This window comes from uncultured Kiloniella sp. (genome assembly GCF_937128705.1).
Classification (GTDB): domain Bacteria; phylum Pseudomonadota; class Alphaproteobacteria; order Kiloniellales; family Kiloniellaceae; genus Kiloniella.
Map to the genome: position 1 here is coordinate 1 of NZ_CAKZMP010000391.1, position 16,324 is coordinate 16,324.

The 16,324-nt window shown below is 46.4% G+C and carries 15 protein-coding genes; 5 read left to right on the top strand and 10 right to left on the bottom strand.

Translation table 11 applies throughout. The features are described from left to right. Both Q0241_RS20425 and Q0241_RS20430 read left to right on the top strand, forming a co-directional pair. The coding region (locus tag Q0241_RS20425) for a LysR substrate-binding domain-containing protein (protein WP_299380929.1) at positions 1-342 on the top strand (342 nt) is incomplete at its 5' end. Between the two features lie 149 nt (positions 343-491). Further along, the gene (locus Q0241_RS20430; protein ID WP_299380930.1) at positions 492-2,555 is read left to right on the top strand and encodes a molybdopterin-dependent oxidoreductase; all 2,064 of its coding nucleotides are present in this window, start codon (positions 492-494) and stop codon (positions 2,553-2,555) included. Between the two features lie 79 nt (positions 2,556-2,634). Here the strand turns inward: Q0241_RS20430 and Q0241_RS20435 are convergent, their stop codons facing one another. The 10 genes from Q0241_RS20435 to Q0241_RS20480 form a co-directional block, all read right to left on the bottom strand. Further along, positions 2,635-3,591, bottom strand: coding sequence for an acetyl-CoA carboxylase carboxyltransferase subunit alpha (locus Q0241_RS20435; protein WP_299380931.1), 957 nt, complete (start codon positions 3,589-3,591; stop codon positions 2,635-2,637). Positions 3,592-3,782: 191 nt separating this feature from the next. Continuing rightward, complete coding sequence (locus Q0241_RS20440) at positions 3,783-4,778, bottom strand: CoA ester lyase (RefSeq protein ID WP_299380932.1); 996 nt, start codon at positions 4,776-4,778, stop codon at positions 3,783-3,785. Positions 4,779-5,009: 231 nt separating this feature from the next. Further along, entirely contained in the window at positions 5,010-5,933 is a 924-nt protein-coding gene (xerD, locus tag Q0241_RS20445) for a site-specific tyrosine recombinase XerD (protein WP_299380933.1), read from the bottom strand. A gap of 17 nt (positions 5,934-5,950) precedes the next feature. Then, complete coding sequence (locus Q0241_RS20450; protein ID WP_299380934.1) at positions 5,951-7,774, bottom strand: hypothetical protein; 1,824 nt, start codon at positions 7,772-7,774, stop codon at positions 5,951-5,953. After that, positions 7,755-7,895, bottom strand: a complete 141-nt coding sequence (locus Q0241_RS20455; protein ID WP_299380935.1) for a hypothetical protein — start codon at positions 7,893-7,895, stop codon at positions 7,755-7,757. The genes Q0241_RS20450 and Q0241_RS20455 overlap by 20 nt, the downstream gene beginning before the upstream one ends. 152 nt (positions 7,896-8,047) lie before the next feature. Further along, entirely contained in the window at positions 8,048-8,845 is a 798-nt protein-coding gene (locus Q0241_RS20460; protein ID WP_299380936.1) for an SDR family oxidoreductase, read from the bottom strand. Positions 8,846-8,998: 153 nt separating this feature from the next. Continuing rightward, positions 8,999-10,648 carry a glycoside hydrolase family 3 N-terminal domain-containing protein gene (locus Q0241_RS20465; protein ID WP_299380937.1) on the bottom strand — a complete coding sequence of 550 codons (1,650 nt, stop codon included), beginning with the start codon at positions 10,646-10,648 and terminating at the stop codon, positions 8,999-9,001. 96 nt (positions 10,649-10,744) lie between these two features. Beyond that, a complete protein-coding gene (locus Q0241_RS20470) occupies positions 10,745-11,521 on the bottom strand; it encodes an ATP-binding cassette domain-containing protein (RefSeq protein ID WP_299380938.1) in 777 nt (258 codons plus the stop codon). Beyond that, a complete protein-coding gene (locus Q0241_RS20475; protein ID WP_299380939.1) occupies positions 11,518-12,483 on the bottom strand; it encodes an ABC transporter permease in 966 nt (321 codons plus the stop codon). Before Q0241_RS20475 ends, Q0241_RS20470 begins: the two co-directional genes overlap by 4 nt. 168 nt (positions 12,484-12,651) lie before the next feature. After that, positions 12,652-13,758, bottom strand: a complete 1,107-nt coding sequence (locus tag Q0241_RS20480; protein ID WP_299380940.1) for a substrate-binding domain-containing protein — start codon at positions 13,756-13,758, stop codon at positions 12,652-12,654. 184 nt (positions 13,759-13,942) lie between these two features. On the opposite strand from Q0241_RS20480, the gene Q0241_RS20485 reads away from it, so the two are divergent. From Q0241_RS20485 to Q0241_RS20495, 3 genes are all read left to right on the top strand, one after another. After that, entirely contained in the window at positions 13,943-15,184 is a 1,242-nt protein-coding gene (locus Q0241_RS20485) for an ROK family transcriptional regulator (RefSeq protein WP_299380941.1), read from the top strand. Positions 15,185-15,332: 148 nt separating this feature from the next. Then, complete coding sequence (locus tag Q0241_RS20490) at positions 15,333-15,887, top strand: shikimate kinase (RefSeq protein WP_299380942.1); 555 nt, start codon at positions 15,333-15,335, stop codon at positions 15,885-15,887. 27 nt (positions 15,888-15,914) lie between these two features. Then, the coding region (locus Q0241_RS20495) for an iron-containing alcohol dehydrogenase (protein ID WP_299380943.1) at positions 15,915-16,324 on the top strand (410 nt) is incomplete at its 3' end.

The following is a 16,324-nucleotide window of genomic DNA, read 5'->3' on the forward strand; positions in this document are numbered from 1 at the left end:
GATGGTGATATCGCGCTCTTAAGCCAGCTCCCCTTTGTACGCTTCAATCACCTGACAGGCGTCGGTCGCGTTATTGAACAAAGCCTTAAAAACAGAGGTGCAAATTTGAGAGAAGCCATGGAACTTGATTCTCTCGAAGCAATCCAACGTATGGTCGCCAAAGGCCTAGGTGCTGCAATTGTGCCCGAAAACAGCCTAGAAGACAGAACAAACCTGCTGGTTCGTCCCTTTGGCAAACCGAGTGCAACACGAACAGTCTCACTTGTTGAAAAACATCGTGGGCAACGCCCGGATCTGACTGGGCTTCTAGCGACCACACTCAATGACGTATTACACAGCTAAATCACACAAAAGCGGCACCACACCATTCTAATAAATGGACCTACAGGAACCCCAAATTGGCCCTATGCTACGAAACGTAATCATCAACAAAAAGATTACATCAGGAAAGATAATACAAAGCGCGATTTACGCGTATGGAGCCAAAGAAAATGTCCTTGGATACAACATCCACTGCAACAGACCTGCAGACCAAACCTAGTGTTTGTCCCCTAGACTGCCCGGATACCTGTAGCCTGTCTGTTGTCACAGACGGCAAACATATCATTCAGGTACGTGGTTCAAATGCCAATCCCTATACCGCCGGTGCCATATGCAAGAAAGTCTCAAATTACTACCCTGATTTCATTCATGGTGAGCGTCGCTTAACGCAGCCTCTCCTACGAACAGGTCCCAGAGGGTCATTGGAATATAAAACCATCAGCTGGAAAGAAGCCCTTGATCGTGTATATGACGGTTTGACTTCTGCCATTGAAAAACATGGACCTCAATCCGTACTTCCCTTTAACTACGCTGGCCCTCATGGGCAATTAGCTGGCGGGTCAATGGACTTTCGTTTTTTCCATAAATTAGGCGCTAGCCAACTCGACAGAGGCCCCCTTTGCGGCGCTGTGCGGGGAACCGCTTACACCAGCCTGTTCGGGAACACCCCCGGTATGGAACCAGAACAGGCGGTTAAATCTGACCTGATTGTTGTGGCGAGCAATAACGTAACGGTTTCAAATCTTCATTTAGCGCGGATAATCAAAACGGCTAAAAAGAATGACGCAAAATTGATCGTCATTGATCCCAAAAGGGTAAAGATTGCTGATCAAGCTGATCTCTATATTCAGATTAAACCCGGCACAGATATTGTTCTCTTTTTGGCACTGGCTGCTGAGTTAGAAAAGCGTTCCGCGCTCGATACAGTATTTATTGACCGTTGGATATATGGCATCGAAGAATACCTGAACGCCGCCCAGAAATACTCTTTGGAAGATGCCGCAAAGATTTGCGAAATCCCCCCGGAACAGATTCAAGAATTCCTGAGCATCTATACCGCTGCAAAAAATGTTTCCATGTCGGTTGGAAATGGAGCAGAACGCGGACATTCCGGTGGATCTTCTATTCGTGCAGCTATGGCACTTCAGGCTATCACTGGTAATATGGGACGGTCCGGGGCTGGTATCATTGCCAAACAAGGCCTCGCGTTCCCTGCGACAACAGCCAAGCTCCGACGCCCGGACCTTATGCCAGAAGGAACAAGAATGCTGAACATCGTCGATGTGGCTAAACACATTCTCGACGATAGTCTGGCTCCCCCTATCAAAGCCGTCTTTATCTATAACCATAACCCGGTTTGCACTCACCCGGACCAAAACAGAATGCGCCGCGCGCTCAACCTGGAAGATCTCTTTATCGTTGGCTGCGATGTCGAGATGAACGACAGCATGGCCTATGCAGATGTTATTTTACCCGCCTCAAGTCATTTTGAGTTCCCGGACATCTATGCGGCCTATGGACAAGCCCATTTGCAAAGGGCTGAACCTGTTATTCCGACAGTGGGGAATTCCCTCCCCAATACCGAAATTTTCCGCCGATTGGCCGCCCGGTTTGGATTTAACGATGATCTGTTTAAAGCAGACGATTACCAATTGATGGATGAAGCTTATGATCCATCAGCCCTACAAATGAAGGGCATACGCCCCAGTGAAGTACCTCTTGATCGTTCTTTGCCTATGTTGGCAGAGAATGATCAGGAACTCATCATGTGCCAAACCGTTTTTCCGGCAACAAAATCTGGCAAAATAGAGCTTTACTCTGAAGATATGGAACAACAGTTCGGGTATGGACTTCCTCGCTACGAAGAAGTCGTACAGGATCTTCCCTTCGCCTTGATCTCTCCGTCATCAAGCAAGCGGACAAATGCAACCTTTGGCGGGCACAAAGAATCAATCGGCATAGAGCAACTCGAAATCCATCCACAAGATGCGCTAGCAAAGGGTATTTCAAACAATTCAAAAGTGAAAATATGGAATACTTTGGGAGAAGTCATTCTTCAGGCCAAGATCACCGAAAAGGTCAAACCCGGTGTTTTCTACTCACCGAAGGGGACTTGGTTAAAATCCAGCGATTCAAATCAAACAGTTAATGCTTTGATCAATTCCGAGACAAGAACTGATATTATGTCAGGTGCCTGTTACAACGACACATTTGTTGATATTGCTCCGGCTTGAGAACGCTCTATCTCTGAATTTCTACCACGCATAAAAAAGGCCGCTGAAAAGCGGCCTTTCACATAACTTGTAGCAAAAGTCAGAGACCTTTTTGCCCCATCTCTAGGAACTTGTCCCGGCGCTTCTGGCGAAGCTCGGCACCTCCAAATTGGGATAGCTCTTGCAAATACTTTTCAATACTATCACCTAATGCGGTCATACAGGTCTCTTTAGCACGATGTGCCCCGCCCATTGGCTCTGCGATGATTTCATCGATCACACCAAGGGTTTTCAGGTCTTGAGCAGTCAATCGAAGAGCTTCCGCAGCTTCTTTTGCTTGATCACCAGAACGCCAAAGAATAGAAGCACAGCCTTCAGGCGAGATCACAGAATAAATTGAATGCTCTAGCATCAACACGGTATTCGCGGCAGCTAGCGCAATCGCCCCGCCCGATCCGCCTTCGCCGATAACAGCAGAAACAAGAGGTACTTTGATCGCAAGGCATTTTTCGATACTGCGCGCAATCGCTTCGGATTGACCGCGTTCTTCAGCACCTACACCCGGATAGGCACCAGCCGTATCAACCAACGTAATGACAGGCAAATCAAAGCGCTCTGCCATATCCATCAAACGCTGTGCTTTACGGTAACCTTCGGGACGCGCCATGCCAAAGTTGTGCTTTACACGACTGTGCATGTCAGCGCCTTTTTCTTGGCCAATCACGACAACGGATTGACCACGGAAACGACCTAAACCACCCAGAATGGCGAAATCTTCTGCAAACGCACGATCGCCGGCCAAGGGTGTATAATCTTCGATTAGCGCCTCGATATAGTCCTTGCAATGCGGACGATCGGGATGGCGCGCGACAAGCGTTTTTTGCCAAGGACTCAGCTTTGCGTATGTTTGGCGCAACAGCTTATCAGCCTTAGCTTCCAGTTTGGAAACTTCTTCAGCAATGTTTACATCACTGCTGCTGTCAGATAGGTGCCGCAGGCCTTCAATCTTACCAGCAAGCTCAGCAATCGGTTTTTCGAAATCTAGGAAATTTTGCATAAGGCGTTGTCTATCATATCGTGAAAATCAGTCAACAAATATAGTCGTGTATAGTACCTTTCAAGCGCACAATTTCAAGTTCTAGCTTTATTGCCCCTAATCCAATTAGCACAGAATCTTACGACCCGGTAAAATAAAGGCCGCCCCCCTCAGAAGCCGGCCTTTGTCCAAAATCAAATTTTGTTATGGTATTAACTTGCAGAATTAGCGTCTGCTAGTGCAATTTCTTCTGCTTTTTCAACCATCACACTGGCCTGACGAATAGAGGCGATGTCTATGAGACGCCCATCCAGAGAAACGGCGCCCTTGCCTTCGCGTTGCGCCTGCTCCATTGCTTCGAGAATACGATTGGCTTTGTTCACTTCGGCTTCCGATGGGCTGTTAACTTCGTTCGCGATACCAATTTGATTGGGATGGATCGCCCATTTCCCTTCACAGCCCAAAATTGTCGCTCTGTTCGCCTGGGCGCGATACCCTTCTGGATCTGAAAAATCCCCAAAAGGACCATCAATGGCGCGTAGACCGTTCGCACGTGCAGCAACAACCATGCGCGCAATCGCATAATGCCACATATCACCCCAATGGAAATCTCTTGGTGTATCACCATCAACATCTGTTAAAACACCATACATTGGGTTCGGACCACCGATCCCAGTCGTTCTGGCTTTCGTTGATGCTGCATAGTCCGCGACACCAAAATGCAAGCTCTCATTTCGTTTCGAAGCGGCCGCTATTTCGTGGATATTCTGCATACCCAAAGCTGTTTCGATAATCATTTCAAAGCCAACAGTTTTTTTACGACGCTTTGCTGTCTCAACCTGCGTACACAACATATCAAGTGCGTAAATATCAGACGCGGTACCCACCTTGGGAATCATGAACAGATCCAGCCTGTCGCCAGCCTGTTCCAGCACCTCGATCACATCCCGATACATATAAGGTGTATCCAAGCCATTAACACGAACTGACAACGTTTTACTTCCCCAGTCGATATCATTTATGGCTTCAATAACATTCTTACGGGCCTGTTCCTTATCATCTGGGGCCACCGCATCTTCCAAGTCCAAGAAAATGACATCTGCTTTGGATGCAGCTGCTTTTTCAAACAGTACAGGATTGCTTCCCGGTACCGCGAGTTCGCTACGATTTAAACGTGAAGTGGTTTCTTCTGGAATTGTAAAGCTCATGTTTTACTCCCTGGGTTTCGGTCAGCTTTTTGAAAACAGCTAACTCTTATTGTGCACCGCAACATAAACTGTGACCTGACAAATTAATTCTGTCAACCTTGAGGAAAAATTTGAGGGAAGATTTGAGAGAAAAGAATTTGTGCGCCTAACAAAGTGAGCGCATGAACCATGCAGCCCATCAGGGTCGGAAGATATTCCTGAAACTATGATAATTTCATTTTACAAAAGAGATCAAGGTTTTGAGGACAGGGGGTGCTTTTCAAACACAAGCTTCTGCAAACGCTCTTGTAAAACATGCGTATAGATCTGTGTTGTCGAAATATCAGAATGTCCCAGCATTTTCTGAACAGATCTCAAATCAGCGCCGTTTTCCAATAAATGGGTCGCAAAAGCATGCCGCAAAACATGAGGAGAAACCTTCGACGGCATAATCCCACTCTTTATGGCTAGCTCTTTTAAGAGCTGCCCGACACGATGGCGGGTCAAATAGCCACTTTTCCCTCTGGAAGGAAAAACCCATCCCGTATCTTTGGCCTTATCCCGTTCCAGATTGGGTAGAAAGTTATCACGCACAAGAAGGTAACGATCCAACGCGTCGCGAGCCTGGGGGCTAAGAGGTACAAGCCGCTCTTTGTTTCCTTTACCCATCACGGTCAGAATACGCGGGTCACGTTGTGTTTGGGATACCTTCAAAGATACAAGTTCACTGACCCGCATCCCGGTTGCATATAACAATTCAATTAACGCACAAAGACGTAAGCCTTCATCTGTTCGGTTTTCCTGCGCAGCTTTTAGAAGAGCGCCTGTATCATCAACAGAAAGAAACTTTGGTAAAGACTGTGCCATACGCGGCGTACCAATTTCTGCAACGGGATTGTCTTGCCTTATATCTTCTTCCATCAGGAACAAATAAAACTGCTTTAAAGAAGAAAGATGGCGTGCCTGCGTTCTGGCACTAAGCCCTTCCGCAGTTAGATCAGCCAAATAGGCACGAATATCCGAAGCCTCAACAGCCAGTAGATCTTTTCGACTGCTCGACAAAAATTCATCAAACCGTTCCAGATCTCGCTCGTATGCTTCTAAGGTATTTTGACTGGCGCCGCGTTCAGCAGACATCATCTCTAAAAAGATAGAGATTTTGGATGCAGCAGACATCAGGCACCAGCCATCAACTAAATACCACTAAGAACAGTTGCTTCAATTGCCAACGAACGGGCTTCGTCTTGTAAACCAACGGAATACAGCGCTTCGACAACACCACCGAGGGCAAGACTATGCGTATCACCTGGTCCCTCTTCGCCCAAAATGATAAGGCTAAGTAGAACAACCTCGGCCAAACGTCCGCCGTTTTGTGCATCTTTCAAGGCATAAAGCAGGGCCGCCGATGGGGCCAAACCAGGTGACGCAATTTCCAACGAGGCAAGTTCGCCCCAGCTCAGACGTGTGTCTTCGCCCAGCGCCTGCATACATGAGCGTAGCATCACTAACTGTTGGTTCAAAACTTCCGGGCCAATACCACTTTGAGCAGATGCCCAGCCCTTTAAAGTACCGTATCTTTCGCCGCCTTCCATACCGGAAAGACGTGCATAGGGCCAAAGGGCCGTTAGATTTGCAGCAGCGGTCTCTTCGCTCAACATATATTGACGCGCCAAAAGCAACCAGGCATCAGCCCGTTCGCGTTGTCCCGCCAGATAGAGTGTTCGTCCGGCTGGCAAAGCAAACCAGGTCAAATCAGAAGAGTGTGGAATTTCAGAAACGAGATCCGCGATGACTCGTGACATCAGGAAACTGGTTCCATCTTTGCCGGCCTGATCCAGTGCTGCTTTGACAATCTCGGCTCTTGCCGCAGGAACGGCCTGTAGCTGGGAAGCTTGTAAGAACAAGGCGCGCAAAGCTGGCCCTTCGCGATTTATTTGACCACCGACAACAGCATCAATTTCTTCTGGTTCAAAGGCATAGCCACTATACAGATTAACAAGCTCATCAGATGACAAAACACCGCTAGTGACAGCAGCTTCCGCAGCATAAACCCGTCGTTCCAGCGGATAGCCTTCGTCATGGATCAAAGCGTTCCGGACACCTGGGTTGAGAAAATTGTCCAATTCCTCAGAAAGTTGTGACCCTGAAAGGGTCGCCAACGCCCAGTGAATAGGCTCAACTCGTCCAGCACTTTTCCCGGAAAACTTGATATTTGCACCGGATGCAGCAAGGGCAAGTTCTTCAAAAAGAGGATCAGATTCTTCACCCGTCTCTCTAAGGAGATCCAGACTCAATAGAGCCTGATCAACTTGTTTTTGCAGGAAGTGGCAATAGACCATGCCACGTATCCAGTAACTGTCCTTACCAGTCGCGGACATGCCCTGAATTACCTGACAAGCATCTCCGTTTTTCCCCGTCATCAACAAGCTATCGCTTCTATACCGGGCCTGTTGCTCGTTATCTGAACGTGTTGGGATACGCTGGAACAGATTATCAAGGTCAGTATAGGCACCCAATTCTGCGAGTTTTTCCAAGCGGAGCGACAAAAGGCTCTGTTCACTTTGCAAGGGCTTATCGTCCAATGGACGTCCGGCACTCGATAACAAAAGCCTTTTAGCAAGGTTATTACCAACGGCAGAGCTGTAGCTGACAGGCATTTGCTTAATCAGGGAAAAAACATCCTGTAAGGAGCTTTGTCGCCACATATCATAACCAAGTCCACCTTGGCCTGGACTAAGCGTTCCGATGCTATCTAAATCCAGACCACCAAGGCTATTAACCTGTATTCCACCAGAACTAATCGGTGTGCTCTCTACAACAGGCGAAGCAGGAGCCTTGATCAAAGGTTCTCCCGTTACCGATGGGTTGGGTGTCGGTTGCTGCGGAATTAATTGCGTTTGAGCATACGCTGATGCCCCGACCCCGATAGACAGTGCCGCGACGGAAAGCCTCAACGCCGTTCCCGCAAGGGCCAATTTAGACAACTTAAATGGCATTTTAGTTTGTGAGGCGATCATTTGGAATGACCTTTTCCACGTTTGCAGAAGGCGCGGGAATATCCCACGTCAAAAGGAAAACTCCTCCTGCGAGTAAAGCACCGATCAGGATAACAAAGACAAAAAGGCCGAATTTCTTCATGGAGCGTAAGCTTCACTCTATCTGTTTGGATCAATAAATTATTCATACCACCATATATCTATCAGCAGAGTATGGCGAGATTGGGACAGTCTAAAACCCGGTTTTGCTTCTGTAAACAACCTGTTGAGATACGAGGGCCTTTTATTTGGATCTTAGCTGACAGACAGACCCTCGGTATGCCCATCTACGGTCAAAACCTGTCCGGATATTTTGCTCCCCTTTGGTGAAGACGCAAAGAGTATCATATTTGCGATATCTTCGGGGGAGACAAAAGTTCTCATCGACGTCTGTTTTTCGAACTGTTCGCGGACAACATCCACGGAAACACCTTGGGTTTGTGCAGACGCGTCAATCACCCGGTCCATTCGTGGCCCAGATACAGAACCGGGTGCTACGGCATTAACCCGTATACCAAAGGGCCCAAGTTCCATCGCCATCGTTTTGGTAATCCCAACAACAGCCCACTTCGCCGCCGCATAAGGCGTCCGATAAGGAAAGCCAAATAATCCCCCGGTAGAAGATAAATTAAATATTGCCCCGCTTTTTTGCTTTTTCATCACAGGGATGGCCTCTCGGGAAAAGAGAAATTGCGAATCAATATTCACAGAAATACATTTTTGCCATGCATCATAATCCAGTTTTTCAAGTTCGCCGGTCTGACCCGCTGTGCCAGCATTATTTACCAGCACATCCAAACCGTTATAATCTGCCAACAAATCAGCAAACAACGTTTTAACGCCTGGCTCATCTGTTACATCAACAACGCTTTTTGTTAATTTTCCTGCTTTACCGGAACTGTCCACAAAAGAGAAGCCATCCAACGCGCTTTGGTCAATGTCGCAGACGTGTACATTCGCCCCTTCGCGCAAGAAAGCCTCTGCCGTTGCCCGACCAAGCCCTGCGCCCCCTGCTGTGATCAGGACACGGCATCCGTGAAGTTTCAGATCCATCCCTCAAGTCCTTCCAAGCTCTGTTCCCTAAGAACAACCGTAGAGAGCCAGAAGAAACGCACCATACAGATTTTCTGAATTTAGATACAAAATACGTCATACAGGCAAGCATCAGATCAAAATCAAGACATCTGTTCAACTTGAAAAAAGTACCTACCCCATGTCTCCGGTCTTTGCCTTTGCAATAAACCTGGCCATTGCCCGTGCGGCACAAGCACGGCTTGAATAAGCAGCCACATAAGTACTTAGATCGGGATGAGATCTCAGCTCGTAATCGCTTCTGAGTGCACAAACCACCATCTTTCCCTTGGTTATATGGATCAGCTGGTTCAAACGTTCTTTTTGAAAATCGACATCGTAATCCATACCGGGAAGAGGGTAATCCTCGCTTACAGCGAGGATAATATCACCCTCATCAAAGTGTTCTTTACCAATAAGATAATCCTGAAGGTCCGGTTCTGATAAAATCTCAACATCGACAGAAGAGCTTTTGAGTTCTTCACAAAGAACATCAAAGGCAGCCTGAGGGTCATTCGGCCCAATACCCCGTGTGTTAATGACCATTTGATGGGCCTCGGCTCCACTAAGGCCAATCAGCTTCACCTTCCCCTTAAGCGGCAGTAAATCGTCCCGATCACGTACAACGCGAATGGCTTTATCTGCCGCACGGTCCGCTACGTCTTGATGACGCTCTGTTAAGACATCATCAGAATCCTTGTTGCGAAGATTTTCATTCCTAGCGAGTTGAAGCCTCAAGTTAAATATTCTTTCCAGAGCATTTTCAACGACATCAAGAGCCAAATCCCCTTTGTTAACAGCCTGTATCACGCCATCAATGGTCGCCATTTGTTTGGCAACATAGTTAGATGCATCGTGCTCGTAGTGCTCTTCAGACAGCATGACAATATCGCACCCCGCTTTCAGGGCCAGAATTGCGGATTCAGCCGGGTCATAATTTTTCCGCATCCCCCACATATTCATACTGTCGGTTACAATCACGCCCTCAAACCCCATTCTTTCCCGCAACAAATCGTGCATAATTTTTCGGGAAAGGGTTGCAGGATAATCAGGGTCAATCTGCGGAAAATTAATGTGGGACGTCATGATCATAGGCAACCCGGCATCAATACCAACCTGGAAAGGAACAAGGTCTTGATCTAACAAATATGCCATACTTCTATCGACCGTTGGTAACAAACGATGACTGTCTTCGCCCGTATCCCCATGGCCAGGGAAATGTTTCCCACAACAAACAATATGGTTGCTCAAAGCCCCTTCAACAGCGGCTTTCACATGTCGGGAAACCTTATCTCTATCCTCCCCGAACGAACGGGTTCCAATAATCGGGTTATCAGGATTACTATTGATATCAGAACAAGGGGACAAAATAACGTTATAACCACACGCCATCATTTCTTGTGCGTATATGCCGTACATATCGTGTGTTAAGGACGTATCATCCGCAGATCCCAAAGCAAGATTTCCCGGCCCTGTTGTGGTCTCAGAAACAGCAACACCCCATGCTCCCTCTTGGTCCACTCCAAGAATCAGGGGTAAATCAAGTTCTGTAGAACATACAGCTTCTTGAAGGGTTTTCGTCAGATTTTTTGCTTCTAATATAGTCTCGGCATTATCTTGAGAAATATAGAACCCGGATACAAAACGTTGCTGAACAAGCTCTTTTGCATAGGACAAATCTTTGCCACCGAAAGCCAACATAAAAAGCTGACCGACCTTTTGTTCCAACGTAAGCTTCGCTATTAACCCACGCGCTTCCGCACGTGCATTTTCCAGTACACCCATTGTTCTTTTACCTTCTATTTTGGTAATAAGACGACGCCGATTACCTTGCGTGATTTTGTTTTAAGTGTTCAACACACAGCTTTGACCACCACTGGATCAAGCCGCACGCTTAGCCCCGGTGATAAGCCCGACAAGATCATCTGGCGTTATATCGTCGATCCTAACATTTGCAGCGGCACGCCCATGACGCAAAACAACCGCACGGTGGCAAACTTCCATGACATGCTGAATGTTATGACTAATCAACAACACAGCAATTCCCTGAGAACTAATCAGCTTAATCAGATTATTCACCTGCGCCGCCTGCTCGACCCCCAGTGCAGCGGTGGGTTCATCCATAATAACAATATCGGCCCCCCAATTCACGGCTCGGGCAATGGACACAGCCTGTCGCTGTCCACCAGATAGGTTTTTGATTTCTTCACTGAAAGACGGAATACGAGAATTAAGACGCTTCAGGGCAATTTCACTTTGCCTGTTCATTTCCTTATGATCCAACCATCCAAAAAACTTCAGAACAGGATTGGATGAAAGAATTTCACGGTTTAAAAACAAATTCTTTGAAACATCAAAATTTGGAATAACAGCCAAGTCCTGAAATACGGTCTCAATCCCTTGATCTCTAGCATCTTGTGGGGATTTTATATCAACTTCTTGACCGTTTATAATAATCTCTCCGCTATCTTGGGGGTGCACCCCGGATATGCAGCGAACCAATGTCGATTTACCTGCGCCGTTATCCCCCAAAAGGCCAACCACTTCACCTTTCAGGATCGAAAAGCTCACCCCTTTCAAGGCTTGCACACCGCCAAAGGATTTATGAATTTCTCTGACTTCCAGCGCAGTATCCGGCACATGATATTCAGCAGTCATTTTCTGTCCTCCTTCACACCAATAGCAACGGCAACGATCAGAATAAGCCCTCTGGCAATAATCTGTTCGTTTGTAGAGAAGCCCCACAAAATAAGGCCGTTATTAATTACGCCCATGAGCCAAGAACCAACAACGGCACCCGCCACGGATGCACGCCCACCAAAAAGACTTGTTCCACCTATGGCAACAGCAGCGATAACAGTAAGGAGGTCAGCTTCTCCAAGGCTATACCTAGCCCCATGCAATCGCCCGGCATAAAGCATTCCCGCCATTGCCGCCGCTCCACCTGCAATGACCATTGCTGTAATTTTCACCTTAACAACATTAATGCCCAAAGCACGCGATGCCGTTGGATTTCCGCCGACAGCCAACAGATGGCTGCCAAACCTAGTTTTCGATAGAAAAACCCATCCCAGCACAAGAGCCAATAGTGTCCAAATGAACATGACAGATATCGGCCCCAAACTTCCCGAGCCAAAAACAAATGTGAAGGTATCATTGGTAACCGGGATTGATTCCAGATTGGTGATCACGCGAGCAACACCTGAAATTACCCCCATTGAACCAAGCGTGATTAATAAGGACGAAACTTTAAGCCATTCTGTTAGAACGCCGTTAATCAAGCCCACCAGCATTCCGGCACACAAGCCTGCAAAAACAGCAAATGGCCATGGCACCACATCAACCAACAAACTACAGACAAGGGCTGAGAGAGCGACAACCGACCCGACCGAAAGATCAATATGCCCAACGGCCAGCGCGAATGTCATCCCCACAGCCATAACAGTAATGGGTGTCGTCTGCCGTATGATGTTCATAAAATTTGGTGTGGATAAAAAGGCTGTGTCAGCAAGGACGATAGCAAAAAAAACAATCACAAGTATCAGTGCGTAATAAACAAAATATTCGCGATTAAGGATTCTATGAAACACCGTAGATCGGGTTTCAGACAGTAAAGTCATGTCAGCACCTTGGTCAATTCCGTAAGTTCTCTTTGTGCTCACCGAAAGAAAAGCAAAAGCTTAGCAAATCGCAAACAAAAAAGAGAGGAATGGGCAATGTTTCCATCCCCCATTCCCCAGAGGATAAGTCAGAATAAGTGATCGTAAAGCAGAAGTATAACGACCTTACTACTTAAGAGCTTCACTCAGTTTTTCCGGGATAGGCCGACGTAAAGATTTTTCCCACGTAATCGCCAGGTTTTCTTTCGTCACCTTATCATACCCAACGACAGAAAAGGCAGGTGATTCTTTATCTAAAAGCCCATAAACACCAAGCATTGCCATGGCTTGACCAATTTCAAAGGGTCTGTCAGCAACCGTACCATACATGTTGCCCTGCTTTATCATATCTAGCGCATTATTTTGCCCCAGATCGTGTGTAATTACCTTTACATCACGACGACCTTGCGCGCGCAATGCTTCAATAACGCCCTCGGCAGCAACGTCCCAAGCAACATAAATCCCCTTCAGATCCGGGTTCTGAAGAATCATCGCTGAAGCCAGCTCAAAGGTCTGTCCTTCTTCAGTAAACCCCTTTTCAGAGACAATTTTTATGTCGTTGTGCTTTTCCTGAATGGCTGTTCGAAAGGCATTATCACGATTATTCGTTATAAAGTAGCTAGCATCATGATAAATAAAACCAATATTTCCTTCACCGCCTATCCCATCGCTCATCATTTCAGCTGCGGCAACACCCATACCGTACATGTCATCTGTTACAATACCTGTATACTCACTATTTGGTTTGTAACCTGCGATAGGGTTTGAAAGCAAAACAAGCTCTGTCCCTTTATCAACAGCGGGTTTGAAGGCGGCCCCACCACTCACCGGGTCGACAACCAATGTCAGAATGATATCAGGGTTCAAAGCCATTACATTCTCAACATCGCTTGCTTGCCTAGCGGAATCAAATTGCGCATCTGTTGTTGCAACAACTTCAATGCCCAGCTCTTCAAACTTTGTCTTAGCACCTTTTGTTACCGCATTCACCCAATCACCAGAAGCATGCCAAACAAGAGCTGCTTTATATTTTTTTCCTTTAACCGCTGCGGCTTCACCTGAACTAATCGAAATCTCATCCACTGATTGAGCTGCATTTCCATTCGGCCCTTCGGGTGATTTACTTAAATCAATCGTTTCAAGCGGGCCCGCTTGAGCTGTTGAAGCAGCCATTGCAAATCCAGCAGCAATCGCAGTTGTCATTGTTAATTTTTTAAATTTATTGACACCAAGCACGTTAAGACTCCCATTTGTTTTTTTATTTTGTTTGTTTAATCGTAAGTAAAAATATTTATTTGTCAATTATTTTGACATATCTAATTTTTACCATTTATTTCATTACGTTAATTATTAAATTTTGCATTCCACCTTTATCCGAGTAGATTAAACCAACTGTTTTACAAACAAGGCCTTTAGCTCCATGCCCCCCAAAGGGACCAACCTAGAACAAACAAAAGCCCACAATCTGCGTCTGGTTCTAAGCGAGATACTTTCTAACGACGAAATTTCACGCGCAGATATTGCCAAGCGCACAGGCCTGACCCGCCAGACGATTTCTAATCTGGTCGAAAAGCTTCTTGATGCAAGTATGTTAGTCGAAGGAAAATACAAAAAGGGTGGCGCAGGGAAACCGTCACGCATACTCCAGATATCCTCGGCAGCAGCCTTTAGTATCGGCATTCGAATTGAGTTAAACAAAATTGCACTCAGTCTTATTGATTTGTCAGGGAACTTGATCCATTCAACGCAAATCAGTGCTACTTACACCACAGATGAAGACGTTATCCGCTTAATTGAGCCTCTTTGCCTTGATGTCCTCAGAGAAACAAACACAGATATAAGACGCGTGCTTGGTATTGGGATCATTATGGCTGAAAAAGATGATCGTAATCATCGCCACGCGATCAGTGATGTTACTGCTGATCCTAAAAACATTGCGGAACTTCTCTATAAAGAACTGGACATACCAACGTTTCTTGAAACCGCCGCAGCAGCGGCAGCTTTGGCCGAGTTCCTTCAGGGAAGCGCCCGGAACTTCAGAAATTTTATCTATCTCTTTATCGGACCTGATTTATCAGCAGGCCTTATGGTTGACGGCAAAATTTATGGCGGTAGATCAGCCCGTGCAGGATCAATCGGCCACCTTGTTGTAAATATAAATGGCCCGATCTGTGCCTGTGGAAACCCCGGATGTTTAAACGGGTATATATCATTGGAATCAATGGCTTCCCACTTGCAAAAGCTAAATAAAAAACCCGGAAATCCCTATGATGTTTTTACGGACATACAGCCAAACGACCAGAAGGTTGTATCCTGGCTGGAACAACAGGCGGAATATTTCAGAATAGGCATAAACTCTCTGGAAAACCTGTACGATCCCGAAACCATCATCCTCGGAGGAGACTGCCCGGATTGGTTCCTCGAAACTGTTATTCGCGTATCTAGACCCTTTATGCGCTCTATCAGTGAAAAAGGCGACCGGGACCTTCCCCGTGTCATCAAATCACCGCACGCTGACCAGATGGTTCAAAAGGGGGCTGCAACCCTGCCTATTCACGCCGCGCTTGGAGAAGAAAATGCAGCTTACAAATCACAAGCACAGTTCGGCGCGTCCTTTAATCGACTTTCCGAATTGCTAGGGCATTACATAAACGAAAAATAATCTTCCCGACCCAAAACACTGCCGAACGTCACAAAGATTCAATTGCACCCCGAAATCTTTTCCCTAGAGCGTTCTTTTCCTTTTGTTTCAGGGAAATCCTTTCTATAGGCTAGGGTTAAGTGATTAATATGAATCGGTAAAAGGTACGATGTCATCAAACGGGAACTTTACTCCCCCAAAAACTGTTGTTCTCGTTGGTTTAATGGGCGCAGGGAAAACATGTATAGGAAAGAAGCTGGCACACACTCTACAGCTACCTTTCGTAGATGCTGACGTCGAAATAGAAAAAGCTGCTGGTTGCACAATTTCTGAAATATTCGAAGAGCATGGAGAAAGCTATTTCCGTGACAGAGAGCGAATGGTCATCCAGCGCCTATTGGAGGGACCTGTTCAGATTTTATCCACGGGGGGTGGTGCCTTTATGGACGAACGAACCAGAAGCACCATCACAGAAAAAGGTATTTCCCTCTGGCTAAAAGCAGACTTGGATATTCTCGTCGAACGAACATCGCGCCGGAATCATCGCCCTCTTTTGCGGAACGGTAACCACCGTGAAATTTTGTCCGGACTGATCGAAGCACGTTATCCTGTCTATGAACAAGCAGATATCACAACTCAATCAGAAGAAGGTTCTGCTGATCTGACAACCCGCAATGCACTCAAAGGTCTTGAGGAATTTTGCGGCAGGTCACAAACCTCGTGAAAACATCCGTTATAAAGATAAATGTAGATGAATAAAGAAACGTATGAGCGCCTCACACTCGACTTAGGGGAACGTAGTTACGATATACTGGTTGGTGAAAACCTAGTAGTAAATGCTGGCCCGCTTGTTCGTCCATTTATCAAACAAGATCGTACTTTCATCATTACAGATGAAAACGTGGCCCAACACCACCTTACAAAACTGGAAACAGCCCTTAAATCAGAAGCGATTGAAAGCAATGCCTTAGTTTTACCCTTTGGTGAGCAGACAAAAAGTTTTGCACAGCTAGATAGGGTTATTGATTTTCTTCTGGAACATAACGTTGATAGGAAATCAACGCTTATTGCTTTTGGTGGGGGCGTTATAGGTGATTTAGCTGGATTTGCCGCGGCCGTCGTAATGCGTGGGATAGATTTTATACAGATCCCAACAACCTT